Raw genomic sequence first — 24,402 nt, forward strand, 5'->3', positions numbered from 1 at the left:
GATATGCATTCAACACCACTGGCACCCCTGGATAAGCGGCTGCGCGAGCGCCTGCTGCTGTCGCGGGCCGTGCCCGGCGACCGGCTGATGCTGGCCGACGCCACCTTGCGCGCCGCGCTCGATGGCAGCCGGGCGCTCACGCCCAACGAGCGCGCGGCCTTGCAGCAATCGCCGCTGACCTTGCGCCGCTTCCGTCAATTGGCGTTGGAGCGGCGTCCGCAGGTGCATGATGAAGCCGGGGCGACCACGGTGCAGCGTCACGGCCAGCCGGGCAGCGCCGCCAACGACGCCAGTTGGCATGGCAGCACCGGCATGCTGCGCGCCGCCGCCACGGACGTCGCGCTGGAGACATTGAGCACCGACGACAATTTCTGGACCCTGCATTTCCTGCCCGGCCAATCAGGCGGCGATGGCTGGCAAGTGGTGCTCAAGGTGTCCGCTGAAGCGCCGTTCGCGGCGCGGCTGCTGCGCGAGCAGACCATGCTGCGCGTGGTGGACGGCGGCGGCGCCATCGTCCTGCAGGGCCGGCTGGACGCGGATGGCGAATGCGAGAAGCCCTGGCCGTTCGCCACCGCGCCGGCGCCGCACTTCCACCTGTACGGCGCCCGTTTCGCCGTCGAACCGGTAGCGCCCTGAATCATGGCATTGTTCAGACGCCGCCGCCAACCAGCCGACACCAGCGCGCTGGGCCGGGATGTGGTCGCGCAGCGCCTGGACGATGGCGATGTCGCGCCGGCCATGTGCCCGGTCGTCATCTTCAATGCGGGTGGCCATGCGCGGCGGGTGTCGGCCGGCAAGGTCAACTGCGAGCAAGGCGAGACCGTGTTTTGCTTCCACCCCGGCCCGTACAGTGTGGACCTGACGCCGTTCGCCGCCGCCCCGGAGCTGGGCTTGCGGCTGCGGTTCGTGATCGACGCGGCCGACCCGCGTGTGAGCCAGCAGCGTTTCGACCTGTTCCTGTACAGCGAGGCCGAAGCAGGGCTGGCGCTGGCCGTTTTGCGCGTCCAGTTCGAGGCAGCGCTGCAAACGGAACTGGCACAAGGAGCGCTGGCGCTGCCGCCATGCACCACGTTGGACGAATGGCATGCCTTCCGCGCCGGCTTGAACCAGTTGCTGTACACGCGCTTCGGCGTCACCGTGGACGATTGCGTGCCGGTCGATCTGGGCGATCAGGTTGATTACGCCGATATGCTTACGGAACGCGCCTTGCAGGCGGCAGCCATGGCCGCGCTGGTCCAGTCAGCTCCTGCCAACGCGGATGTTGGCGCAGAGGGGAGTGCGGATGGGAACAATGACAGGCGCACGGACGGGAGCGCGAATGGGCGCGCGGGCGGGAGCGTTGCAGCAGCCCAGGCCAACCGCAAGGCGGGCCCGTCAGCCGGCCTGCCGCCGGCTCAGTGCGACGCCAGATCGCTGCGTCGTCTGTTCCTGGAGTTGCCCGCCTTGATGTCGGCGTTCCGTTTGGTGGACTTGCCAGCGGGGCCGGCACCGTTCCAGGCGCAGCAAGCGCTGCTACAGCGCCTCAACCTGCTGAAACTCAGTGTGGACACTATGCCGTCACTGGCATGGACCGCACCGGATCAGCCGCTGGCAGTGGACCAGCAAGCGCGGCGCAGCCGGAACAGTACAGCCGCTGTCGCCGCACTGGATGAGGCATGGGCACTGTTGGCAAGGCTGCAACTGGCCGTACCGGTACAGTGGGGTGAATTGTTCGATGACGCGGACCGCATCTGTGCCAATCTCGAACATGACCTGGCCCTGCGCCGCGCCCCCTACGAGCCGATACACGAAGACGAACTGGCCGATACACACACCGATGAAACGGTGGTGGGGCCGGCAGCGTCCAACCGCCGGGAGCCATCGCTATGACCTTGCCTGTCGCTGCGCAATGCCTGGCCATGCTGGCCGATGGCCGTTTGCTGACCATCACGGCCAGCCGTCGCCCGCGCGCCAACCGCGCCGACGTCAAATGCGTCGTCGCCGGCGCCCCCGCCATCTGCGAGCGGATGCAGGAGGTGGTGCGGCTGGCCCGTCACACGGAGCCGCGCATCGACAGCCGCGACCAGGTGGTACTCAGCATGGACACCGTACCGGAACCGGACGAACGGGATTGGGAATTGGCCGCCGTGCTGGCCGATCGCATGGTGCGCGGACTGTACCGGCACAGCGGCGGTGCTGTACTGGCGCACGGCCGCTCGGATGCCTGGCACCTGGGCCGGGTGCAAGCGGGCGTGCCGCTTGCAATCGAGCAAGTTCGCCACCATCTGGCCGATGCGCGGGCGTCCGCGCCAGCGCCCGTGCCCGGACTGGCGCTGGTGCTAGGCGCCGGCACCGGCACCGGTACCAGCACTGGCACCCAGGTCGTGCCCAACGTTGACAGCCTGTTCATTTCCCATTTGGGCGGCCTGCATGGCCATCCCGATCCCGCCGCTGCCGTGGCCAGCGCCACCGCGTGGTTCCCTTTGCATAGCGGCGGTGTCAACGACTGCCTGGGCTGGGTGGAAGTGAGCGTCTATCCAATCCTGGAAGGCGTCGTCGGGCAGGATGCTGTCGGGCAACGCGACGACGCAAGCGGACAGCATAGGGTGGATGTGGAGGACGAGGAAGACACGATCGCCGTGCCGGGCCTGGACCTGAGCGCGCAACTGGCCGTACGCCGCGCGCTGGCCGGCGCCCGCCATTTCGATGGCCGGGGGCTGGGACGCTGGCGCACCGTGGTGCGCTTTGGCCAGCCCCGCTTCCAGGGCGCGTCCTACGAACTGGCGCTGGTGATGGCCGATCGCCTCGCGCGCGGACGCGAGTGCGTGCCGCGCGGACGCATCATCGCCACCGGATGTTCCAGTGCCTGGCACGCGGGACAGGTGGAGACGGTGGACGGTTGCGCACCCAAGCTGGCGTTGATATTGAAACAAGCCGAGGCCGGGGACCGGGTGTTGTTGCCCGCTGCCTGGCATGGGCAATTGCCGGATGGATTCGGCGCGGCGCTGCGGGCGCGCGGCGCCAGCCATGCTTGCATTGAACGAATTGGCATGATCTGAATCGTGCGCAAAAGGAGTACCGGCGGGCCCCTGCTAAAATCGTTGGCGGGCTGGGGTGGTTCCGGTGGATGAACCCAAGAAGGAGTCTGGCATGTTCCAAATGTTTGGTTTTGGCGGCGTCAAGTGCCCGCGCTGTGGGTACAAGAATGACGAGCAGTCGGGCTATTGCGCCGATTGCGGCCTGACGCTGGGCGCCCCGCGCAACGAGCCTGTGCTGCGCGACAACCGCTGGATACCGGGCGATGACGAACTGGCCGTCTATTTCGGCGTGCGCGCCCTGTCCGGCATCTTCACCAAGACGCTGCGCGTGCCCGCCACCGCCCGCGCCTACATCCTGCAGGCCGACAAGGCGACGGAAGTGCCGCAGGGTGAGTACGAGATCGAAGGTTTCTTCACGCGCCTGAACCACCTGCTGCGTAACCAGCACGCGGAAATCCTCATCACGCGCAGCACGCCGCTGCCGGTCGAATTCGCGTTCGACGACCTGCACACGGCTGAACACCTGAAGATTGCGGCCCGCTTCACGGTTGGCATCCGTATTGAGAACGTGCCGGCCTTCGCGCAGCATTTCATGACCACGCCGGGCACCGTCACCACGCGCCATCTGCACGACTTGCTGGCGCCATCGGTGCGCCAGCTGGCCGTCGAATTCGTGGGCGGGCGTTCGATGCGCGACATGGCCCACAATCCCGACCTGCGCGCGCAGCTCGACGAACGGTTGCAGGCGGCGCTCAAGCTGCGCCTGGCCGAATTCGGCCTGGCCGTGGCGCAGGTGGAAACGGCGGCCCTGCGGCACGACAAGTTCAATCACAACCGCGAGCGCATCGGCACCCTGTGGCTGGTGGCTGATGAGCGCCATGTGCAACTGGAACACGTCAAGCAGCTCGACCAGATCTACGACGACGAGGAGTGGCAGGCGATCTGGCGCGAAGAGCAGAAGATGCGCACCCAGTACCGGCGCGCCGAACTGCGGCAGGACGCCAGCGTGGAAAAGGCCGAGCTGACCTTGCAGGAAGCGGAGCGGGTGCAGGCCATCCGGGCACGCGAGGTGGACCTGTATGGCCGCATCATGGAGTCCAAGATACGCAAGGTGGCGCTGGAAAAGGGCGCCGGCACCACGCTGGCGGAACTGGAACACGAGCTGGCCAGGAACCGCACCGCGCGCGCGGGCGACGTGGCCGAGTGGGAGCACGTGCGCGAACTGGCCCAGATCAAGATGCGCACCGAGCTGGAGATCGCCCAGCAGGAAGCGGCCGAACAGCGGCAGCTGGCGCAGCAGCGCTTCTCGCACACGCTGCACCGGCAGGCCATCGAGAACCAGATCGCGCAGGCGCAGGCGATCGAGGACGAGTCACGCCGCCGCGCCGAGCTGGCCCGCTTGCGCCAGCGGGAGGCGGAGGACAAACAGCGCGAGGCGCAGTTGGAAGCGGAACACCACCTGGCCCGCCACCAGGGGCTGGCGCTGGCCAACCTGGCGCGCCGCCGCGAGGCCGAGCGTATCCAGGAGTGGGAAGACCAGATGCAACTGGCGCGCCAGCGCGAACTGCTGCGCGGGGACGCGGTCAAGGATGCGTCGAACGCCGTGCAGGTGGCCGAGATCAGCCAGAAGATCGAGGACTTGCGGCGCGCCGGTGCGCAGGCCGACGCCATCGCCCAGCACGAGAAGCTGTTGCGCACGATCGAGGCGGACAGCCTCCACGCCCGCAACAACCAGTCCAACGCGCGCCAGGCCATGCTGGACCAACTGGCCGTGGACGAGCAACGCCAGGTGCTGCAGGAACGCGAGCGCGAAGCCCAGTGGCAGCGCGAGTTGAAGGCCATGGCCCATGAGCGCGACGAGAAGTTCGCGCGCTGGAAGGGCGAGTACGACATGCTGCTGGCGCGCCAGGCGCACGAGATCGCGCACGTGGAGGCGATCGGCAAATTGAGCGATATCGGCATGGTGGCCACGGCCGCCGCGCCCAATGCGGAAGCCGTTGCGCGCATCATGCAGTTGCAGATCCAGGGCGGCATGACGCCCGAGCAGATCCAGTCGCTGGCCGCCGTGGTGGGGGCTGAACACAGCGTCACCCCGGCCGAAGCCATGCGGCTGGCGCGCGAACAGGTGCTGGAGGAACGCGCCCACCGCGACACCGACATGGACAAGGACCGTCGCCACCAGCTCGACCTGCTCAATTTGCAGAACGCGGCCAGCGCCGTCGCGTTGACGACCCAGAGCCAGCTTGGCGTGGGCGTGGCGCGCGCCGGTGCGCCGGCCGCCGGGGCCACCGCGTCGGCTACTGTGGTGACAACGGCAGCGGCACCCGTGCGCTGCTGCCGCAATGGCCACCCGGTGCGGCCCGATTCGCCGCACGACAAATTCTGCGCCGAATGCGGCGTGCCGCTGACACCGTGATGGAGCAGATGATGGAGCAGAAGATGGAGCAGAAGATGGAGCAAAATCGCCACCTACAATGATGCAAACCGCAAGAGAAAAGATCCGCGAGCTGCGTGCGCTGCACGAGGATGGCCTGCTCAGCCTGCAGGAGTTCGACCGCCGCAAGAACGCCATCCTGGACGCCGAGTATGCGCCGCCCGGCGGCACAGGCGCGCCCGTACTGGCGCGCCAGGGCACGGAACTGGGGCTGATGAGCGGCCAGGAAATCGGCCCGCAGAACCGCCGCTACCGGCTGGAACGGCTGATCGGCATGGGCGGCATGGGCCAGGTCTGGCTGGCCACCGACCTGGCCACGCACGCCGAACTGGGACATAGCGACCAGGTGGCGCTCAAGATCCTGCCACCGCAGCTGACCCAGAGCGCCACCCACGCCAAGCTGCTGATCGAGGAGGCGACGCAAGCGCGCAAGCTGGCACATGAAAACATCGTGCGCGTGTATGAATGGGCGCAGGACCCGGCCACGTCCAGCTATTTCATCATCATGGAATACCTGGAGGGGCAGGACCTGGACGCCATCCTCGCGCACGAAGGCCCGATGGCGCTGGAACGCGTGTGCCAGTTGCTGCAGCCGGTGGGCGAGGCGCTGCACTATGCGTGGGACAAGCACAAGCTGGTCCACCGCGACATCAAACCCGGCAACGTGTTCCTGACCCAGCGCGGCGAAATCAAGCTGCTGGACTTCGGCATCGCCTCGCGCGCGCGCAGCGCCGGCAGCAGCCTGGGGCTGCAGGCGCCCAACGCCGGCACGGCCGGCTACCGCGCGCCCGAAGCGGGCACCCATCAGCGCCAGCCCAGCCCCCGGCTGGACGTGTATGCCGTGGCCGTGATGATCTACCAGTTGCTGGAAGGGCGCATGCCGTTCGAGGACGTGCGCAGCGCCGACTTTCATCCGTCGGCACCGGCCGCGCTCAATTTGCGGCAGTGGCAGGTGCTGCAGGCCGGCTTCGCATTCGCGCAGGAGCGCCGTCCGGCCAGCGTGACCGAACTGCTGGACGCGTTACGGCGCGCGGCCGGTCCCAGCGAGGAGGAGCTGGCGGCGCAGGCCGCCGCCGCCGAGCAGGCGCGCGCGCGCGAAGCGCTGCGCCAGAAGGAGCTGGCGGCCCAGGCTGAACAGGCGCGCCTGGCCGAACAGCAGCGCCAGGCGGAACTGGCCGCTAAGCGTCAGGCCGAGGTGCAGGCGGCGGCCCAGGCGGCGGCCCACGCCGCCGCGCTGGAGAAGGTCCGGCTCGACAAGCTGCGCCGCGAGCAGGAGGCGCGCCAGCGCGCCGAGGCGGAAGCGGCCGCCAAGATCCGCAAGCAGCAGTTGCGCGAGCAGTTGCAGGCCCGGCGCGAGGCCGATGCCGCCGCCGCCCGCGCGGCGCGCGAGGAACAGCAGCGCAAGGCCATGCAGTTGAAGGCGGAAGCGGCTTACCGCGCCGAGCAGGAACGGCATCGCAAGCAGCAGGCCGAACGCAACGCGGCCGAACTGGCGGCCCTGCTGCCCACGGCGGGCAGTCCGGTGGCCGATGCCAGCGGCGTGCTGCGCGACCGCTTCCTCGACGGCACCGGCGTCGGCCCGGAGCTGGTGCTGATTCCGACCGGCCGCTTCCAGATGGGCTCTCCCGAGCACGAGCGCGCCGCCGCCGTCAAGGCCGGCGCCCAGCAGGCATGGCTGGAGCGCGAACAGCCGCAGCACTGGGTCGGCATCGAGCATTCGCTCGCGCTGGGCCGCTATCCGGTCACGGTCGGCCAGTGGAAGCAGTTCGTGCGCGCCACGGGCTGGGAATCGCTGTCCGACACGGACTGGCGCCAGCCCGGTTTCGCCCAGACGGATGACCATCCCGTGGTGGGCGTAAGCTGGAACGATGCGCAGCGCTACGTGCAGTGGCTGTCCGAACGCACGGGGCAGGTGTACCGCCTGCCAAGCGAGTCGGAATGGGAGTACGCGTGCCGCGCCGGCACCAAGACGGCGTTTTCGTTCGGTGACGAGATCAGCACCGAGCAAGCCAACTACGATGGCAATTACACCTACAACGGCAGTCCGCGCGGCGAATTCCGACAGGGGACGACCAAGTGCGGCAGCTTCGCGCCCAATCCCTGGGGCTTGTTCGACATGCACGGCAACGTGTGGGAATGGGTGCAGGACGTGGTGCACGATAACTACCAGGGCGCGCCGGCCGACGGCTCGGCGTGGGAGCAGGGCGGCGACCAGGTGCGGCGCGTGCTGCGCGGCGGCTCGTGGCTGTACAACCCGCGCTACCTGCGTGCGGCCGTGCGCAACGGCTATTCGGCGGTGCTGGCGAACGACATCGTGGGTTTCCGCGTTGCGCGCAAATTGACGTAGATGACGGCTGTTGGCTGGGAATTTGGGTGATGAAGCAGTATAATGCTGATTTTTGCCGGCAGTTGCCGACGCAATTGCCTCAACACTTCAGGAAAATACGATGAGCGCCTTACCTCCATGCCCCAAATGCCATTCCGAATACACCTACGAGGACGGCGGCCAGTACGTGTGCCCGGAATGCGCGCACGAGTGGAGCGCGCAAGCGGCCGAAGCGGCTGAAGAAGGCGCCAAGGTGTACCGCGACGCCGTCGGCAACATCCTGCAGGATGGCGACACCGTGACCGTTATCAAGGACCTGAAACTGAAGGGCGGCGGCGGCACCGTGAAGGTCGGCACCAAGGTCAAGAACATCCGCCTGGTGGACAGCGACCATGACATCGACTGCAAGATCGACGGTTTCGGCGCCATGAGCCTGAAGTCGGAGTTCGTCAAGAAAGTGGTGTGAGCTTAGCGCGGCCTGGTGCCGCGTACGCACACGCACACGAACGGCGGCCTTGAGGGCCGCCGTTTTTATTTGTTTCAGCCCAATCGCTCCAGGGCGAAATCGACGAAACTGCGCACTTTGGCGCTGGGGCGCGGCTCCGGCCGGCGCACGATGTGGACGGCGCGCGAGGGCAGTTCCCACTCCGGCAGCAGGTGCACCAGCGCCCCCGATAGCAGATGCCCGGTCAGCAGCGCATCGTTCTGCATCACCACGCCCATCCCCGCCAGCCCGGCCGCCAGAGGCGTGGCCGTGGTTGCTGATGAAATTGCCCCGCGCGCGCACGGCCACCATGGTCTCGCCCTGGCTGAAACGCCAGCGGTGGTCCACGCCCCAGGTGTCGAACCACAGGCAGTTGTGCTGTTCCAGATCCAGCGGATGGCGCGGCACGCCGTGGCGGCGCAGGTAGTCCGGGCTGGCGGCGGCCAGCATGCGGCTGCGCGCCAGAGGGCGTGCGATCAGGCCGGTGTCGGCCAGTTTGCCGGAGCGGATCGCGACGTCGATGCCTTCCTCGGCCAGGTTCACCACGCGGTCATTCAGGACCAGGTCGACGTGCACCAGCGGATAGACGGTGGTGTAGGCGTGGATCACGGGCACCAGCCGCTGCGCGCCATACGCCACCGGCGCCGTCACGCGCAAGCTCCCTTGCGGCACGGCGCGCAGGGTTTCGGCCACCTGGTCGGCCGCCTCCACGCTGGCCAGCACGTCGCGGCAGCGCTCCAGGTAGCTGGCGCCGATCTCGGTCAGGGTCAGCTTGCGCGTGGTGCGTTCCAGCAGGCTGGCGCCCAGTTGCTGTTCCAGCGCGCTCACGTGCTTGCCCACCATGACGGCCGACATGTCCAGCTGCCGGCCCGCCTCGGCCAGGCTGTGGGCCGTCGCGGCCACGACGAACACTTGCATGCTGCGCAGTTTGTCGCTCATAGGCTGGTCACAGTCGGAAGAATAAGTTTCGATTCTCGTAATTGTATGGTTATTTCAACAGTTTTGGTTCGGATTGATAATGGCCTCGTCCTATCAACCCAAACAAGGAGAATCCCATGGCTGCATACGTGATTGGCGCTTTGACTGTACATCACACCGACTGGCAGCAGGAGTATGGCGCGAAGATGCCGGCCCTGATCCAGAAGCACGGCGGCAAGCTGCTGGCGCGCGCGCCGGCCGGCCAGCTTGAAGGCGAGGCGCTGCTGCATGGCCTGACCGTGATGATCGAATTCCCCACCCAAGCGCAGGCGCAAGCCTGGCACGCCGACCCCGAGCATCTGCCGCTGCGCAAGCTGCGCCAGGGCGGCTCGCACATGGACATGATGCTGGTCGACGGGTTGTAATTCGGCGCAGGGCGGCACCGGTTGCCGCCATTCCGCCGCCGGGACGGGCGCGAATCGCGCAAACGGTGTAAATTGTTGGTTCTGAATCATTGCCCAACAAGGAACGCCATGACCATCACCGTAATTCGCGACCAGTCCCTGCCCATGCGCCACATCGTCCACGTGCGCAACCACCTGATCTCCACCGATGGCACGCTGGAGGAAGGCGGTAACGACGCGGGCCCTTCGCCGCACGACCTGTACGACGCCGCCATCAGTTCCTGCAAGGCGCTGACCGTGGTGTGGTACGCCAAGCGCAAGGGCATCCCGGTGGAGCAGGTGGAAGTGAGCTGCGAGCGCGATGCGAGCGAGGAGCGCAAAGGGACCTACCGGCTGGCCACCACGCTGCACCTGACGGGCGACCTGACCGACGAACAGCGCGCCGACCTGCTGGCCGTGGCCCAGAAATGCCCGGTCCACAAGCTGATGACGGCCGTGACGACGGAAGTGACGACGGTGCTGGGGTAAGCGCATGACGATCGCCACTTTATTAAAAGGCCACGAGAAGGACCTGGGCGGCGGCCTGATCGTGCGGCGCTACCTGCCGGCCGCCGTCAAGCAGGCCGTCGGCCCGTTCATCTTCTTCGACCACTTCGGCCCGATGGATGTGGCGCCCGGCGCCAACCACGATGTGCGTCCCCATCCCCACATCGGCCTGGCTACGGTGACCTATCTGTTCGAAGGGGCGATGGACCACCGCGACAGCATCGGTTCCGTGCAGCGCATCGAACCGGGCGCCATCAACTGGATGACGGCCGGGCGCGGCATCGTCCACTCCGAACGCACCCCCAAGGACCTGGTGGACCGGCCGCACCGCACGCACGGCCTGCAACTGTGGGCGGCGCTGCCGCTGGCGCACGAGGAGGACGAGCCCAGTTTCTGCCACACGGCCGCCGACGAGATCCCCGAACTGGAAGTGCAGGGCGCGCGCGTGCGGGTGCTGATCGGCAGCGCGTTCGGCAAAACCTCGCCTGTGCGCACCTACAGCCAGACCTTGTACCTGGACGTGACGCTGCAGGCGGGCCAGCAACTGGGCCTGACCGGCTTGCCGGCTGAAGCGGCCATCTATCCGATCAGCGGCGCGCTGGAAGTGGATGGCGTGCCGCTGGCGCTGCACACCATGGCCTTGCTCGACACGGCCGCCGCCCAGCGCGTGCTGGCCGGCTCGGATGCGCGCTTCGTGGTGATCGGCGGCGAACCGCTGGAAGGACGGCGCTTCATGTCGTGGAACTTCGTCTCCTCGCGCAAGGAGCGCATCCAGCAGGCTGCCGAGGATTGGACCGCGCGCCGCTTCGATCCCGTGCCCGGCGAGACGGAATGGATACCGCTGCCGGCCCGTATGCCTGTTTGAGCGCGTCTGACTCCGTCTCAATGCGTCTGAGCCCGCCTTCGGGCGGGGCTGTCATGGACAGTTTGTTGGTAGTTTGCTGTCAAGGCCATCCTTGAAAAGCGCCTTGATCTGGATCAAGGTTTCGCGTTGTCGCTAGCGGGTACAGTGATTGTGTCAGGAACCACTTTCCTTAACTAACACTGTCATCTGGTAGTGCGCCCAGCGAACGCGCTTTGCAGGATGCAGCACGAGAGCGCAATGAACTCACCCAGTCTGCTGTTCGTACATGCATTACCCGTATTAGATTTGCTGCAACATCAACTCTGTGGCAAGGACATGGCTGTGCTGGTGGCCGATGCCCAGGGACAGCCGCTCCATGTGCGGGGCGACGCCGCCCTGGCGCAGCGGGCGGCCGGCCCGGACGGCGCGCTGCGTGCCGCGCTGGCCGGTCCCGACCCGGTGTGCCTGCCGGCGCCGTGCGCGGGGGCATGCGCGCCGCCATGCCAGCATGAGGCCTCCGGCGGCGCTGCCGCCCCCATCGTCGACGGCCAGGGCCGCTTGTGCGGCGTGCTGGCCATCCTCGGCGATTGCGCCAGCGACCAGCCGTGCATGCTGGCGCTGGCCCGCATGTCGGCCAACATGATAGAACGCCAACTATTCCTCGCCTCGGCCCCGCAAGGCCTGACGCTGCATTTCCACGCCCGCGGCGCCTGCATCGGCACGCTGCAGGACGGGCTGGCCAGTTGCAGCGCCGACGGCCGCGCCGTCATGGTCAACGCCGCCGGCCTGGCGCAACTGGGCTTGCCGCGCGCCGCGCTGGCCTCCCACACGTTTGCCTCGCTGTTTGGCGCCACGCTGGCCGAACTGGCCGAACGCTGCCGGATGGCCGCCCCCGGCCCGGCCACGCTGTGCTTGCGCGATGGCGGCGTGGCGCACTGCCGTGTGCAATTTTGGGACAGCTGTGACACGATGGACCGGCCCTGCGCCGGCGGTGTCGTCAGCGGAGCCGATGACGATGCCGCCGGCGCCGGCCCTGCGCGCAGGGTGCGGGCGGGGCTGGGCCGGCTGCCGGACCTGCCGCCCCCGCTGGCGGAGACGGCGCTGGGACGGCTCGACACGGGCGACGCCCGCATGGCGCAGGTGATCGCCAAGCTGCGCAAGGTGGCCGGCACCGACATCGCCGTCCTCATCACGGGCGAAACGGGCAGCGGCAAGGAGTGGCTGGCGCAGGCCATCCACCGCGATTCGCCGCGCGCGCGGCAGCCGTTCGTGGCCATCAATTGCGCCTCCATCCCGGAATCGCTGATCGAATCGGAGCTGTTCGGCTACGAGGAAGGCGCGTTCACGGGCGCCCGCCGCAAGGGCAGCCCCGGCAAGATCGCGCTGGCCAATGGCGGCACCCTGTTCCTCGACGAGATCGGCGACATGCCACTGCCGTTGCAGGCGCGCCTGCTACGGGTGTTGCAGGAACGCCAGGTCACGCCGCTGGGCAGCGCCCGCTCGATTCCGGTCGATATCGCCCTGGTTTGCGCCACCCACCGCAACCTGCGCGAACAGATCGAGGCCCGCGCCTTCCGCGAGGACTTGTACTACCGGCTCAACGGGCTGGTGGTCAAGCTGCCGGCCCTGCGCGAGCGCACCGACCTGCCCGCGCTGCTGGCGCGCGTGCTGTGCGAGGAGGGCAGTGGCTGCACGGTGGCGCCGGACGTGGCGCGGCTGATGGAGCGCCACCGCTGGCCCGGCAATCTGCGCCAGTTGCGCAGCGTGCTGCGTACGGCCGCCGTGATGGCGGGGCCGGGCCAGGAAATCGGACTCGATCACCTGGCCGACGATTTCATGGACGACCTGGCGCCGGCCGTCGCGGGCACGGAAGCTGCTTCTTATGACGGTGCACCGGCGCTTGCGCTCGATCAGATGGAATTGCAGATGATCCAGCGCACGCTGGCCGCGCACGGCGGCAATACCTCGGCCGCCGCGCGCGCCCTGGGTATTTCGCGTAACACGATCTACCGCAAGCTTGGCATGGACAGGCTGGCGGCCGCGTGAAGCGCGCCCTGGCCGGGTGCGACACCATAACGAGATAGTGGGAGACGACTATGTATGCGCAATCGGTTCCGCGGCGGCGGTGGATGGTAGTGGGGACGGTGGCCTTGTTCACCGCGCTGGCGCTGGGTTTCAGCACGCTGGCCGGGGCGGCATGGCCGGCGCGGCTGGCGGCGGCGTTGTCGGCGGCCGGCGGCATCTGGCTCGGCATGTTGCTGCGCGGGCGCGGCGCGGGCTCGCCCGGCGAACTGCTGGCCAGCAGCGGCGCCATGATCGACCAGATGATGATAGGCGCGGCCGAAACCTCGCATTTCATCGACACCATCCGCAAGCAGGTCGAGCATGACCTGCAGGCCGTGCAGGAGATCGTGCGCCACGCCGCCCGCTCCACGGCCAACACGGAACAGATCGCGGCCAACGCCGAGCGCGCGTCGGCCGTGGCGGCGCAGGTGCGGCAGGCCAGCACGGCTGGCCGCAGCGAGGCCGACCAGAGCATGGAGCAAATCAGCCAGGCCCGCGACGACGCCCACGCGGCCGTGGCCCTGATGCGGGCCTTGCAGGACAAGTCGCGCACCATCCACACCATCACCGACACCATCAACCAGATCGCCCAGCGCACCAACCTGCTGGCCCTGAACGCGGCCATCGAGGCGGCCCGCGCCGGCGAGCATGGACGCGGCTTCGCCGTGGTGGCGGGCGAGGTGCGACAACTGGCGCAGCGCACCAGCGAATCGAGCAACGAGATCGGCCAACTGGTGCGCGCCATCAGCGAACAGGCCGAGCGCGCGGCCGGCGGCATGGAGGCGCTGAGCGGCAAGGTGGTGGCGGCCAGCGGCAAGGTGGAACAGGTGCACGCCTTCTTCCAGACCATCGACCAGGCCTCGGCCACGGCTGAAGGGGAAGTGCAGGGCATCGCCTCGTCCTCGCGTGGCCACGTGGACGCCTCGCGCGCCATCGGCGGCGCCATTGAGGCGATCCGCGACGGCATGCTTAACACCCAGGCCGAGCTGCCGCTCGCCTCGCAGTCGGCCATGATGCTCAGCGAGCGCGCCGAGGCGCTGTTCCATGCGGGCGCGGGCGCCGATTCGGCCGGCGCCCACGACGCCATCCGCGCCGCCGCCCAGCAGGCCGCGCGCGAAGTGGGCGAACTGTTCGAGCAGGGGCTCAAGTGCGGCGTCATCAGCGAACAAGCCTTGTTCGACCGGCGCTACACGCCGATCGCCGGCACCAACCCGCCCAAGTACCGCACCGCCTTCGACGCCTACACCGACAGCGTGCTGCCGGCGATCCAGGAAGCGGTGCTGGAACGGCTGCCGCAACTGGCCTACGCCGGCGCGGTGGACGACCATGGCTACTTCCCCACCCATAACCGCAAGTTCAGCCAGGCGCTGACGGGCGACATGGAATACGACCTGGTGCATAACCGCACCAAGCGCATCTTCGATGACCGCATCGGCGCCCGCTGCGGTTCGCATACCCAGCCCTTCCTGCTGCAAACCTACAAGCGCGATACGGGCGAGGTGATGCACGACCTGTCCGCGCCCATCATGGTGCGGGGCAAGCATTGGGGTGGCTTCCGCATCGGCTATCGTTCGGACGCGGCCACCTCCACGGCGGCTGCGCCGCAGGCTGCGGCAGCGCCGGCATCGCCAGCATCGCCGGTCCGCGCCACCAGTGGCCGGAGCGCGGCGCTCACCACCGGGCGTCCGGCGTTGCAGGGCGCGACCGCGCGCGCGGCGCGCTGATGCCGGTTATCGGGCAATACGATCGGTAAGGAATCAGGCGGTCGACAGGTCGTGCGCGGCGATGGTGCTGTGCAGGCCTGCCGCGCCGGTGCGGATGATCCAGTGTTCGGGATAAGGCTCGCTGGCGAAGCGGTTGTGGCGCGCGATGCGGGTCAGCTTGTCGAGCGAGGTGGCGGGCGCCAGCGCCGTCTCCTTGCCGCTTAACTGGTCCAGGTGCCAGAAGCCGCCGTCGTGGTGCAGCAGCAGCGGCAGCGCGGATGCCAGCGGGGTGCTGGCGTAGGACGGCATCGGGTAGCCGGGATGGGTTTCCGGCGCCACCAGGTAGAAGCATTCAGCCCGCGCGCCCTCGTCGATGCGGTGCAGGACGACGGCGTGCGGCAGGATGGCCGACACGGTCAGCACCACGATGCCCCTGATGCTGGCGCTCAGTTCGATGCGCATGCCCAGCCGCAGCGGCGTCGGTTTGTGCTTGCCGGGCCAGACCCCGTCCAGCAGCAGGCCGTAGCGCGACACGTCCTCGATCTCGAAACCATGGCTGGTGCGGCGGATCACGGCGTGGCGGCCGGACAGGCGGCGCGTGAGACCGTTGGTTTCCTGGCCGTCGCCGGTGTAATGGGTAAGCAGGGCGTCGGCCTCGGGATCGACCAGCTCGAAGCGGCCGAACACGCATTCCTCCAGCGCGAACAGGCGGATCTGGCGCTGCGCGCCCGCTTCCGGCGCCGCGTTCACCAGGCAGGCCGCGCGGCTCGGGTGCGGATGCAAGGCCGACGTGGCCGGCATGTCGATCTCGATCAGGTCCTCATCCCAGGCGATGGTGGAAAAGCCCAGGTCCACCTTGCCCTGGGGCGCGCCCAGGTCCAGGTGGGCGATGCCGGCGTTGCGGGCCGTGACGTCGATGTCGAGCCGGTCGCCACCTTGCGCGCTCACGCGCGCGATGGAGGCGTCGTCCGCCATCACGCGCACGTTCTTGTGGGTGGACAGGAAGATGCGGTGGATCTCCGTCAGCGTGGCGTCGGGCCGGGGCACCAGGATCACAAAGGTGCACACCCATTTGCGCGACGCCAGTTCCGGGTGCTGGCTCAGCACCTCGATGCTGATCTGGTACTGGCCATGTTCCATGCCGCGCGACGAGAATTCCACGAATACGGGGCGCCAGTCGCCATGGGTCGAGCGCACCATCTGCTGGCGCGCGGCGCTGTGCGGGATCAGGTCCGACTGCAGCCGCAAGTCCAGCTGCGGCGCGCAGCCTTGCGGCATGCCGCGCAATTCCATTTTCAGGGTCTGGCGGCCACCGGCGGCGCGCGGGTCGAAGCCGCTGATGTGGAGCTGGGGACGCTCGGCCTGGGCGCGCACCAGCGTGCGGGCGTAGGCCGGGGCCAGGTCGGCGGCGGAGGGAGCGTTAGCGTTGGTGTTGGTGTGGGCGGCCGGTGTGCCGGTGCCGGGTTGGCTTGCAGGCCGGGCAGCCGCCTGCGCCGCCGCCGGATGATCGGCGCGCGCATGGCGCACAGCACTGAGCAGGTCGTAGCTGGAGGGTTGCGCTGCGGCTTGGGCGTGGCCGCCCGCGCAAACGTCTTCCCCAGGCATGACCCAGTACGTGCAGTGCGGGTGCTGCGGGTTACTGCATTTTTTCATGGCATTCAGACCGACGGGATACCCATGAGTTTATGCGCTTTTGCCGCCGCTTGGCAATCGGCGAGCTCAGGCTGATCATGATTTGTGGACCGATTGCGCCGGTTTGCTGTTTATATAACAACGATGCTCAGCAAAATGTGGTCAGAATGGAATGGGGCAATGCGGTCTGGTCAATGTTTTCGCCAGTGTTGTCGCCGGTGAAGCGGATGGCGATGGCGGTCATGTTGTCGATGTAGAACTGCGGCGGCGGGCTGGCCATGCAGGCTTCGAACAGGCAGGTGAGCGCTTCGTCGACGGTGTCCGTGCCGTGCGTCAGCAAATGGGGCCAGCGGGCCAGCCACGGCTGCGGCTGTTCGCAGGCCCACAGGCCGTCCGTGGCCAGCAGGTACAGGGCGCCGGGGCGCGTCACCAGCGCACGGCGGTCGGCCAGCGGGTGCAGGAAGGGCGGCAGCGTGGCCTCATCCAGCGCGCGCAGGTCATCGTCCAGCAACTGCGGGTTGGCGAAGGCGTTGCCGAGGATGAAGGCCTGGGCGATCTGCGAGCGGTGTTCGCCATGCACTTGCTGCCACCATTCGTGCGCGCCCAGCAGCCCATGCATGGCGTAGCCGGTGGCCGGCACGTGGTCGATGGTGAGCGGCACGGCGGCATCGGCCGTCACTTCGTACAGGCGCGAATCGCCCACGTGGTACAGCAGCGGCGCTTGGCCGGGCGCGATTTCCAGCAGGGTGAGGGTGGTGCCGGGACGGCGGAAAGTATCGGCGTCGCCGGGCTGGCGGAAGCGGGCCTGCAGCGTGGCGTGCAGCGCGTCGAGGTGGGACGACAGCGCGGCCAGCGTGCGGCAGGCCGGCACGTCCAGCAAGGCCGTGGCCACAGCTTCCGCCGCCTGCCTGCCGTTGCCGTGACCGCCCATGCCGTCGAGCACGGCCAGCCGCATATGGCCGGCGGGCCAGCCGGGAACGCGCGTGCGTAGCGGTGCTTCGCCGCCCAGGCGAACGGCGTGGCCGCTGGCGTCGATCAGCAGCACGTTGTCCTGGTTCTCGGGCACCATCAGCCGGCTGGCGCTGGCGCTGGCGCTGCTGCGGGCGGCCACCTGCAGGCCGGGGCCGAAATCAAGGCCATCGGCCAGACAGTGCATGCGGTGGGCCGGTGGGCGCTCAACAGCTGACGCGTTGCGCAGCCACCTCATTCGCCGCTCCGGCGCAGCCACAGGCTGCTGACCCAGCCGACCTTTCCGTCATTGGCCGCCATGGCGCGCACCTGCCACCAGTCGCCGTCGCGCGCGCCCGTGGGCGTGACGGTGGTGCCGGGCGGCACCGTGGCCAGCAGCGGCGCATTCACGCCGGCAGCCGCCCGCAGGTGCAAGGCGCGGTGCGTCTGGAACGGCTGGCCGGCCGTGGCCGTGAGCGACTTGTCGTGCGCGTTGGGGATGACGGCGGGGGCGCGTACTGCGTCGGCTGGGTTGGTCGTGGTGTCGGTAGCGTGAGCTGCGTCGGATGCGTTCTTGCCGTTGTTGGCGGCCAGGTTGCGGACCGTCGCCTGTAGCCAGCTTGCGTGCCATGCCGACGGGGTGGGCGCCAGCGCCAGGATCACGCTGCCGATGCCCCAACTGCCTGCCACGAGGATCAGCAGCGCACGCGCGTTGGGACGGCGCCACCACTGGCGCGGCGTCAGCACGGACGCCAGGAACAGCGTCAGCACCAGACCGGCCAGGAAGGCGCCTGCGCCGTAGAGTTTAGCCATGTCCATGCTGGCCTCCGTGTTCATGCTTCGAAGCGCAGTACGTAATGGCCCACGGCCAGGTGGTGGCCGGCGGGCAGCAGGTAGGGCGCGTCGGCGCTCGCTTCGCCGATGGTGGTGACGAAGGCCAGCTTGTCATCCAGATGGAACAGGGCCTGGGCCGGGGCCAGGCGGCCGATCCGGTAGCCTTGCGGCGTGGCCTCGAAACTGAACGCGGTGCGCGACAGCCCGAGCCGGTCGGCGCTGGCGCCGTCGGCGCCTGCATCGCGGTGCAGGAAGCGCGGTGAATCGAGCACCCGCAGCGCGGCCAGCATGGCGCTGCTACGGCCAAAGCTGAAGCGCGCGCCGGCGGCCACCGGCGCCGTGAGCGGCTGGGCCAGTGACAGCAGCGCGCAATAGCGTTCGGCCATCTCGGGCGCCACCGCCAGCAGTGCCATGCTGCGGCCATCGACTGGGTTGAAGGTGGCGGGCGCAGTGATGCGCTGGCGGCCGGCCGCCGTGCGGGCATAGATCTCGTCGCCGGCCGTGACGCCGAAGGTGATCGCTGCCGCCGCTTCGTGCGCAATGGCCAGCGCGGTGTCGAACGGCAGTTCCAGTGCGCTGGCGCCCGTGTCGCGGTAGCGGCTCAGGCGCGGCAGGGCCAATGCCACCAGGCTGACGCGCTGCTGGGCCGCTGGCGCATACGTGGCTTCACTTTCGGCTGGACGGGGCGCGGACCTGTGGCTGATGGGCAGCGCCGTGAGGTCGCCGGTTGCGGCGGGCGCGGGGGCGGAGACTGGAACTGGTGGCGCGGAACGGCTGGCCGAGCGGTTTTGCCAGACCGCCGGCTTGATGCCGTTGCGCGAGGGCGATGGCGTGGCCGGAATGGGCGGTGCGGCCATGGTCGCCCTAGTGGCCAAGGTGGCGTTGTTGTTGGCGCTGTTGCTGGTGGTGGCCGGGCTGGGGCCGACCCGCGTGATTTTCAGCAGCAGGCGCGGGCCGCCGGCGCCGCCATTGATGCTTCCGGTGGCGGACTTGATCGTGTAGTAGCCGCTGCGCGGGTCGAAGTGGCAATCGAAGGCGTCCTTGGGCCGCATCTGCACGGTGGGCGGCGCGTCCGGGCCATCGTTGATGATGAGGATGGCGCCGTCCGGGCCGAATGGCCAGCCGGGGGCGGCGCAACTGGCTTCGTTGGCGTCGGCGCCGATCAGCACCAGCCGCTGGTCGGGATAGACCGGGCATACGGGATGCCATACGGCGCTGTCGCGCGACACGCTGACGTTGAACAGGATCTTCTCGTCCGGCGCCGGCAGGTAGACGGCGTGGCCGAATTTGACTTCGATCTGGCCGGGCGCCAGCGCGTCCGCGCCCACCACGTCGTAGCGCACCTGGTCGGCGCCCAGCAGGTCGCCGAAGTCTTTCTGGTGCAGGGCCGCCAGCGTCTGGGCCAGGTCGCGCGCGCGGGCGCCGCGCGTGAGGTGGTAGTCGTCGTCGACTTCCTCCTGCGGCAGCATCAGCGTCACATGCGAGAAGCAGCGCGTGGCGGCGCGGCCCCGGTGTTCGCGCGGGCAGCGCTCCAGCAGGTCGCGCAACAGCGGGCGGCGCGCGAACAGCGCCAGCCCCGGCGCTTGCCAGATCGCCTCGGCGTTGAAGACGTCCGGTATCCGGCCCAGGACTTGGTGTTGAACATAGATCGGCATGATGGGTTCTCCTCAGATCTCAGATGACGGCGCGCTGGCCCCGACCAGTGCTAGCAGGGGGCACAGGAAAAACAGCAGGTGGCTGCCGCCGGCGGACAGGAAACTCATGGGCTGGCCCATGATGGGGAAGATGGCCAGGTTGGTGCCCCACGACAGCAGGAAGTGGCCCAGCGTGAACGCGGCGCCGCCGCACAGGGCGAAATAGGCCCAGCGCCCGGCCCACGCGGCGCGGTGGTGGCGGGCGGCATCGGCGGCGGCCAGGCGCTGCGCTGCCGTCACCGCGATGCCGGTCACGAACGCGGCCTGCACGGTCCACAGCAGCAGGCCCGCTGCCAGCCCGTGGCGGTTCAGGAAGAACGATGGCGCGAAGTCGTCCTGCACGGCGGGGATGCGCAGTACGGCGCCCAATGGCTGGCCCAGCGTGCGCAGGCCGGACAGGTGGTCGGCGCCCCACCAGCCGCCGTCGGCGATGGCGCGCGCGCCCAGCAGCAGTTGCTGGCCCGTGTGCGGATGCTCGGCCGGATTGAGCCAGACCAGGAAGCGGTCGGCGTAGAAGCCCCAGCGGATCAGGTCATCGGTGCCAGCTAGCCGTAGCCAGGCGATGGCGGCGATGACGGCCAGCACCAGCAGCGCCAGGGCCGCCGCCAGCTTGCCGTTGCGCGCGGCGGCGGCATAGGCCAGCGCCATGGACGTGCTCCACACCAGCAGCAGGATCAGCGGCGAATAATCGTCCACCTGTACCAGCGCGAGGCCCAGCAGCGCCAGGAACAGCAGGGCGGGCGCAGCCAGTTGCAGCCAGCGCATGGCGCGGCCGGGACTATCATGCGGTCCGCGCTGCCAGCCAAAGCGCAAGGCCAGGCAGTGGGCGGTGAGGGCGGTCAGGGCCAGCTTGGCCAGTTCCACAGGCTGCAGGTCGAAGACGCCGGTCTCGTCGCCCCACAGCACTTGGGCCGCCAGTGCTGCCAGCGCCACGGCGGCGAGCAGCATCAACAGCCACTCCACGCCGCGTTGGCGGAGATGGCTAGCCAGGGACCCCATCGCCAGACGGCATGCGGTGGCCAGCGCGGTGCCGACAGCCAGCATGGCGGCGCTCTTCTGGTAGTAGCGTAGCCATGATGATTCATCCGCACCCAGCCCCAGTTCCAGTTGCGCCAGCAGTCCCGCCGCCAGCAGGATGACGGCGGCGGCGAAGGGCGGCGACAGGCGACCCGGCGCGAGCAGCCCCATGGCCAGCGCACAGCACGCGAGCAGCAGCGCGCTGGCGGCGCTGGGGGGATGGCCGGCCCGTTGCAGCACCAGCGCCGCCGCGCCGCCGGCCAACAGGCAACTGACGGACCACCATTGCGGCGCCGTGCGCCAATGGATTCCCGTGGCCGCAAGGCTGCGGGTGTCGGGAACAAAGCGGCCGGCACGGCGGGCTGCGATGGGGGCGGCAAAGCGGGTGGAGAAACGGGCGGCAAAACGACTGGCAAGGCGGGCGGCAAGGCTGGCAGCGATGCGGATGGCGAACACCAGGCACAAGCCGGCTGCTCCAACGGCCAGTGTCGCGGCAACGATCCGGTCGCCGTCCCCGTGCCAGAGATCCCGCAATTGCCAGCGCCATTCGACAGCCGCCGGCAACCGCGCTTGCGGCATGCTGTACAGCGCGATGCGGCGGCTGGGCGTCATGGCCAGTTCGTTGCCGGCGATGGCGAGGCTGAAGCGCGTGTGGCCGACGATGATGGCGCGCACCGAGGCGAGCGGCACTTCCTGGCGCCGCAGGTCGGCGGACTCGCCATCGCGCAGCGCCTGGACGGCGGCAGGCGCGCCGTCCGGATTGCCGGCGCTGAGCACGAGCTGTCCATCCTCGCGCGCCAGCCGCGCGGCGCCCGGCGTGACGTCCGGCAAGCCGAGGCGGTTGGCGCAATGGAGGTTGCCGCCGAACGTGAGGGGATGGGGCACCGTCAGCAGGGCTGGCGCCCAGCGGTTCCAGTGCGCCATCAGCCGCGCACCGAGGCGCGCATCGGGGCAGGGTGGCTGCAGCTGGCCATCGCGGTACAGCGTGGCGCCGTCGTAGCGCCAATGCTGGCCAGCCATGCTGAAGGCCACGCTGCCGGTGCTGGACTGTTCGATGGTGAAGCGCCGGTCGTTGATCTGGAAGGCGCGCATGTCTTGCACGGTGGCGCTGCCCATGCGCCGTTCGCCGCCTTCGTTCTGCAGCACTACCTGGCGGGAAGGGCTCAGGTTGGTCAGCATCCACGCCCCGCTGGCATCGCGCCGCAGCAGTACGTGGGCCGGGTCGGCCTGCGGGGCCGCCAGTTCATGCCGTCCCAGCGTCACGCTCTCGCCCGGCGCCAGCATCACCTTGATGGTGGCTGGTAGCCAGGCGGGCGGCGCGCGCCACAGCGCCCATGCCTGCAAGGCGCACAGTAACGCGACCAGCAGGGCTACGGCGGCGCGTGCGCCGTTGCGGGCGAGCGCGTTCAGGAAGGCACGGCAGGTTTGCATGCACTGGCTGGGCCATGCGCGCGCGGGGAACCGTGGCGAAGGGGCCGGACGGGTCGGATTGGCCTTGTGCCCGGCATGCTGGCGGCGGTGCGCAGCATCTTCCGGCGTGCCTTCAGGTGCGGGTTGCCGGCGCACGAATGGCATGGTGGTGCCCATCATGCGCTCTGGATGGTGCGCCAGCCATTGGCGGCGGTGGGGCGGGCCAGTCCGTGGCTCAGTTCATACGGGCCGGGGATGGCGGTCCGTGGCAGCGTATGGCGGATGGCGTCGAGCAGGCGGCTGACCTGCACCGCGTGCCGGGGCCGCAGCGCGGGATCGGTGGCCAGTAGGGCGCGCAGCAGTTGCAGGGCCGGCGCGCGCGCTTGCGGCCGCGCGCGCGCGATGGCGTCGCCGAAGTGCTGGGCCTCGTCCTCCGGCAAGGCGGGCGGGATGGCGCCGCCGTGCGCGTCGCGCAGCACGCCGGCGCCGGCCGTGTGGTGCACGCGGTAGGCGTGGCCGCAGTCGCTGCAGAACCGTAGCGGCTCGCCGCCGGTGGCGAGGTAGTAGAACAGGGCGCCCAGCGAGAAGTAGTCGCTGCGCGCATCGGTGGCGTAGCCGCCGTCGGCGCCCGGGAAGAACTGTTCCGGTGCCTGCCAGTTGGCGGTGCCGGCGTAGGAATGGGGTTGTGCGTGGTCGAGTGGCCGGTTGGTGCCGAAATCGGCCAGCTTGACGGTGGCCAGTTGCGGGTCCAGCAGCACGTTGGCCGGCTTCAGGTCCAGGTAGCGCCAGCCGTACTGATGCACCTTGGCCAGCGCCTGGTTCAGTTGCGCGATCCAGTCCAGCAACTGCGGCAGCGGAACGGTTTCGCCGCGTGCTTTCAGGGTGGTGGTGTGGCGGGCCAGGTCGCTGCCCATCAGTTCGAGCGCCAGCACGGGCAGGCCGTCGTGCCAGCCGCTGTCGAGCAGGCGCACGATGTGGCGCTCGTCCCATGGCTCCAGCGATTGCAGGAAGGCGATCTCGTTACGGGCGCTGTCGATCCAGCGCGCGCGTTGTTCGGGCAGGGCGCGCGCCATCTGCTCCTTGTTGATCAGTTTGATGGCCACGTCGCGCGTGGCGCGCGGCCCGCTGGCGCGCCAGATCACGCCGTAGGCCGAACCGCCGATTTGCTCGCGCAGCCGGTAGTGCCCCAGTTCCAAGGTGATGATCGTGTCCGTCATGATTCCCCCGCCGGCACCGTGCCGTCATGCGGGTGTAGCGGGGGGAGGCGGAAAAGGGCGGGGCGTTATCGGACACGCCGGCCCGGTTGCGCGCGCCGCCTAGTGCGCGGTGATGCCGGCCGATGTCGAACGCCGGGCCGCCGTCATGGCCCCCATTTGGCGGCATGCTGCCGCGCAACGGCGGCACGCCGCCGCGCAATCCTGGCAATGGGCGGCGCGGTGCTTGCCGCACTCATCGCCGCACATGGTGCAAAGTTCGGCACAGGTCTGGCACATCAGGTCTGCGGCTTCGCTGTCGCGGGCCATCATCCCGGCGGCGAGACGACAATACTGTGCACAGTCCACGTCGAGCGCGATGCAGCGCGTCATGGGGCCGACCATTTCCTCGCCCAGGCAGGCGGCCGCGCACATATCGCAGGCATTCGCACATTCGGTGCATGCTTCGATGCATGATTGGTATCGGTTCTGTTGCATGATCTGCTCCTTCTTGATCCATATTCAACATGTCCGGTCACCTTAGCACCGCTTGGTTTGACTGCCCCGCACCATACGGAGCGGAAAAGACGGTTGCAAAATGTTGGCGCGCAAAAAAAAGGTTCTTCACGGATTAGCGGGAGCTCCAGGCGCTTCGGCTCCCTCACTGATCGCAAGCCGAAGGACTCAGGGTGGTCCTCTCTTTTTCTTTCGGCTTTTCTAAATCGCGCGATTCACTAGTAGATCGTTATAGCTGCCACGATTCTGATCTGATTCGTGGCAAATCGCGGAACTAAAGCGCACGGAACGCCTCTAAAGACTATATAGCCGATTAGCGGAATATAGTGTTGCCGCAGCGGTCTTTTTAGTGCGCGATAGCGCGTTGCAGTGGTCCCTCGCAAGGATTAGCTGCGTTTATAGAACCGCCCTCACCGGG

General features: G+C 68.6%; 18 protein-coding genes and 1 pseudogene. 11 read left to right on the top strand and 8 right to left on the bottom strand.

Annotation, left to right across the window (positions count from 1 at the left end; genetic code table 11):
- Positions 1-3 precede the first annotated feature (3 nt).
- The 6 genes from H3H37_RS11010 (at position 4) to H3H37_RS11035 (ending at position 8,243) form a co-directional block, all read left to right on the top strand.
- Positions 4-636: a hypothetical protein gene (locus H3H37_RS11010; RefSeq protein ID WP_229218778.1), complete on the top strand. Its 633-nt coding sequence runs from the start codon at positions 4-6 to the stop codon at positions 634-636.
- A 3-nt stretch (positions 637-639) separates the two neighbouring features.
- Positions 640-1,869, top strand: a complete 1,230-nt coding sequence (locus tag H3H37_RS11015) for a hypothetical protein (RefSeq protein WP_182162328.1) — start codon at positions 640-642, stop codon at positions 1,867-1,869.
- Positions 1,866-3,038, top strand: coding sequence for a hypothetical protein (locus H3H37_RS11020; RefSeq protein ID WP_182162330.1), 1,173 nt, complete (start codon positions 1,866-1,868; stop codon positions 3,036-3,038). The genes H3H37_RS11015 and H3H37_RS11020 overlap by 4 nt, the downstream gene beginning before the upstream one ends.
- A gap of 91 nt (positions 3,039-3,129) precedes the next feature.
- Positions 3,130-5,433, top strand: coding sequence for a coiled-coil domain-containing protein (locus H3H37_RS11025; protein ID WP_182162332.1), 2,304 nt, complete (start codon positions 3,130-3,132; stop codon positions 5,431-5,433).
- Positions 5,434-5,491: 58 nt separating this feature from the next.
- Entirely contained in the window at positions 5,492-7,798 is a 2,307-nt protein-coding gene (locus H3H37_RS11030; RefSeq protein ID WP_182162334.1) for an SUMF1/EgtB/PvdO family nonheme iron enzyme, read from the top strand.
- Positions 7,799-7,898: 100 nt separating this feature from the next.
- The gene (locus tag H3H37_RS11035) at positions 7,899-8,243 is read left to right on the top strand and encodes a zinc ribbon domain-containing protein YjdM (RefSeq protein ID WP_182162336.1); all 345 of its coding nucleotides are present in this window, start codon (positions 7,899-7,901) and stop codon (positions 8,241-8,243) included.
- A 339-nt stretch (positions 8,244-8,582) separates the two neighbouring features.
- On the opposite strand, the pseudogene H3H37_RS11040 reads toward H3H37_RS11035, so the two are convergent.
- A pseudogene (locus tag H3H37_RS11040) lies at positions 8,583-9,200 on the bottom strand (LysR family transcriptional regulator); the annotation flags it as partial.
- A 116-nt stretch (positions 9,201-9,316) separates the two neighbouring features.
- On the opposite strand from H3H37_RS11040, the gene H3H37_RS11045 reads away from it, so the two are divergent.
- The 5 genes from H3H37_RS11045 (at position 9,317) to H3H37_RS11065 (ending at position 14,761) form a co-directional block, all read left to right on the top strand.
- The gene (locus H3H37_RS11045; protein ID WP_182162338.1) at positions 9,317-9,604 is read left to right on the top strand and encodes a DUF1330 domain-containing protein; all 288 of its coding nucleotides are present in this window, start codon (positions 9,317-9,319) and stop codon (positions 9,602-9,604) included.
- 108 nt (positions 9,605-9,712) lie between these two features.
- Entirely contained in the window at positions 9,713-10,111 is a 399-nt protein-coding gene (locus H3H37_RS11050) for an OsmC family protein (protein WP_182162340.1), read from the top strand.
- Positions 10,112-10,115: 4 nt separating this feature from the next.
- Entirely contained in the window at positions 10,116-10,994 is an 879-nt protein-coding gene (locus tag H3H37_RS11055) for a pirin family protein (RefSeq protein WP_182162342.1), read from the top strand.
- Between the two features lie 237 nt (positions 10,995-11,231).
- On the top strand, positions 11,232-13,019 hold the full coding sequence (locus H3H37_RS26135; protein ID WP_311197456.1) for a sigma-54-dependent Fis family transcriptional regulator: 1,788 nt from the start codon (positions 11,232-11,234) through the stop codon (positions 13,017-13,019).
- A gap of 83 nt (positions 13,020-13,102) precedes the next feature.
- Positions 13,103-14,761 carry a methyl-accepting chemotaxis protein gene (locus tag H3H37_RS11065; RefSeq protein ID WP_182162346.1) on the top strand — a complete coding sequence of 553 codons (1,659 nt, stop codon included), beginning with the start codon at positions 13,103-13,105 and terminating at the stop codon, positions 14,759-14,761.
- Positions 14,762-14,794: 33 nt separating this feature from the next.
- Here H3H37_RS11065 and H3H37_RS11070 read toward each other — a convergent pair whose 3' ends face one another.
- The 7 genes from H3H37_RS11070 to H3H37_RS11100 all read right to left on the bottom strand — a co-directional run bounded on the left by H3H37_RS11070 (position 14,795) and on the right by H3H37_RS11100 (position 23,966).
- On the bottom strand, positions 14,795-16,345 hold the full coding sequence (locus H3H37_RS11070; RefSeq protein WP_182162348.1) for an FHA domain-containing protein: 1,551 nt from the start codon (positions 16,343-16,345) through the stop codon (positions 14,795-14,797).
- A 175-nt stretch (positions 16,346-16,520) separates the two neighbouring features.
- On the bottom strand, positions 16,521-17,579 hold the full coding sequence (locus H3H37_RS11075) for a PP2C family protein-serine/threonine phosphatase (protein ID WP_229218779.1): 1,059 nt from the start codon (positions 17,577-17,579) through the stop codon (positions 16,521-16,523).
- Positions 17,576-18,133: an SH3 domain-containing protein gene (locus tag H3H37_RS11080; RefSeq protein WP_229218780.1), complete on the bottom strand. Its 558-nt coding sequence runs from the start codon at positions 18,131-18,133 to the stop codon at positions 17,576-17,578. Before H3H37_RS11080 ends, H3H37_RS11075 begins: the two co-directional genes overlap by 4 nt.
- Before the next feature lie 20 nt (positions 18,134-18,153).
- The gene (locus tag H3H37_RS11085; protein WP_182162352.1) at positions 18,154-19,809 is read right to left on the bottom strand and encodes a hypothetical protein; all 1,656 of its coding nucleotides are present in this window, start codon (positions 19,807-19,809) and stop codon (positions 18,154-18,156) included.
- 12 nt (positions 19,810-19,821) lie between these two features.
- On the bottom strand, positions 19,822-22,455 hold the full coding sequence (locus H3H37_RS11090) for an FtsW/RodA/SpoVE family cell cycle protein (RefSeq protein WP_229218781.1): 2,634 nt from the start codon (positions 22,453-22,455) through the stop codon (positions 19,822-19,824).
- On the bottom strand, positions 22,452-23,492 hold the full coding sequence (locus H3H37_RS11095) for a serine/threonine-protein kinase (protein ID WP_182162354.1): 1,041 nt from the start codon (positions 23,490-23,492) through the stop codon (positions 22,452-22,454). Before H3H37_RS11095 ends, H3H37_RS11090 begins: the two co-directional genes overlap by 4 nt.
- Before the next feature lie 99 nt (positions 23,493-23,591).
- Positions 23,592-23,966, bottom strand: a complete 375-nt coding sequence (locus tag H3H37_RS11100) for a four-helix bundle copper-binding protein (RefSeq protein ID WP_182162355.1) — start codon at positions 23,964-23,966, stop codon at positions 23,592-23,594.
- Positions 23,967-24,402: the final 436 nt, after the last annotated feature.

Origin of the sequence: Rugamonas brunnea (assembly GCF_014042345.1) — a bacterium.
In the GTDB taxonomy this organism is placed as follows: domain Bacteria; phylum Pseudomonadota; class Gammaproteobacteria; order Burkholderiales; family Burkholderiaceae_D; genus Rugamonas; species Rugamonas brunnea.

Bases quoted from the DNA above. Each gene is read 5' to 3' on its own strand.
- H3H37_RS11010 (WP_229218778.1), top strand. From the start codon at position 4: ATGCATTCAACACCACTGGCACCCCTGGATAAGCGGCTGCGCGAGCGC.
- H3H37_RS11015 (WP_182162328.1), top strand. From the start codon at position 640: ATGGCATTGTTCAGACGCCGCCGCCAACCAGCCGACACCAGCGCGCTG.
- H3H37_RS11020 (WP_182162330.1), top strand. From the start codon at position 1,866: ATGACCTTGCCTGTCGCTGCGCAATGCCTGGCCATGCTGGCCGATGGC.
- H3H37_RS11025 (WP_182162332.1), top strand. From the start codon at position 3,130: ATGTTCCAAATGTTTGGTTTTGGCGGCGTCAAGTGCCCGCGCTGTGGG.
- H3H37_RS11030 (WP_182162334.1), top strand. From the start codon at position 5,492: ATGATGCAAACCGCAAGAGAAAAGATCCGCGAGCTGCGTGCGCTGCAC.
- H3H37_RS11035 (WP_182162336.1), top strand. From the start codon at position 7,899: ATGAGCGCCTTACCTCCATGCCCCAAATGCCATTCCGAATACACCTAC.
- H3H37_RS11045 (WP_182162338.1), top strand. From the start codon at position 9,317: ATGGCTGCATACGTGATTGGCGCTTTGACTGTACATCACACCGACTGG.
- H3H37_RS11050 (WP_182162340.1), top strand. From the start codon at position 9,713: ATGACCATCACCGTAATTCGCGACCAGTCCCTGCCCATGCGCCACATC.
- H3H37_RS11055 (WP_182162342.1), top strand. From the start codon at position 10,116: ATGACGATCGCCACTTTATTAAAAGGCCACGAGAAGGACCTGGGCGGC.
- H3H37_RS26135 (WP_311197456.1), top strand. From the start codon at position 11,232: ATGAACTCACCCAGTCTGCTGTTCGTACATGCATTACCCGTATTAGAT.
- H3H37_RS11065 (WP_182162346.1), top strand. From the start codon at position 13,103: ATGGTAGTGGGGACGGTGGCCTTGTTCACCGCGCTGGCGCTGGGTTTC.
- H3H37_RS11070 (WP_182162348.1), bottom strand. From the start codon at position 16,345: ATGCCTGGGGAAGACGTTTGCGCGGGCGGCCACGCCCAAGCCGCAGCG.
- H3H37_RS11075 (WP_229218779.1), bottom strand. From the start codon at position 17,579: ATGAGGTGGCTGCGCAACGCGTCAGCTGTTGAGCGCCCACCGGCCCAC.
- H3H37_RS11080 (WP_229218780.1), bottom strand. From the start codon at position 18,133: ATGGCTAAACTCTACGGCGCAGGCGCCTTCCTGGCCGGTCTGGTGCTG.
- H3H37_RS11085 (WP_182162352.1), bottom strand. From the start codon at position 19,809: ATGCCGATCTATGTTCAACACCAAGTCCTGGGCCGGATACCGGACGTC.
- H3H37_RS11090 (WP_229218781.1), bottom strand. From the start codon at position 22,455: ATGATGGGCACCACCATGCCATTCGTGCGCCGGCAACCCGCACCTGAA.
- H3H37_RS11095 (WP_182162354.1), bottom strand. From the start codon at position 23,492: ATGACGGACACGATCATCACCTTGGAACTGGGGCACTACCGGCTGCGC.
- H3H37_RS11100 (WP_182162355.1), bottom strand. From the start codon at position 23,966: ATGCAACAGAACCGATACCAATCATGCATCGAAGCATGCACCGAATGT.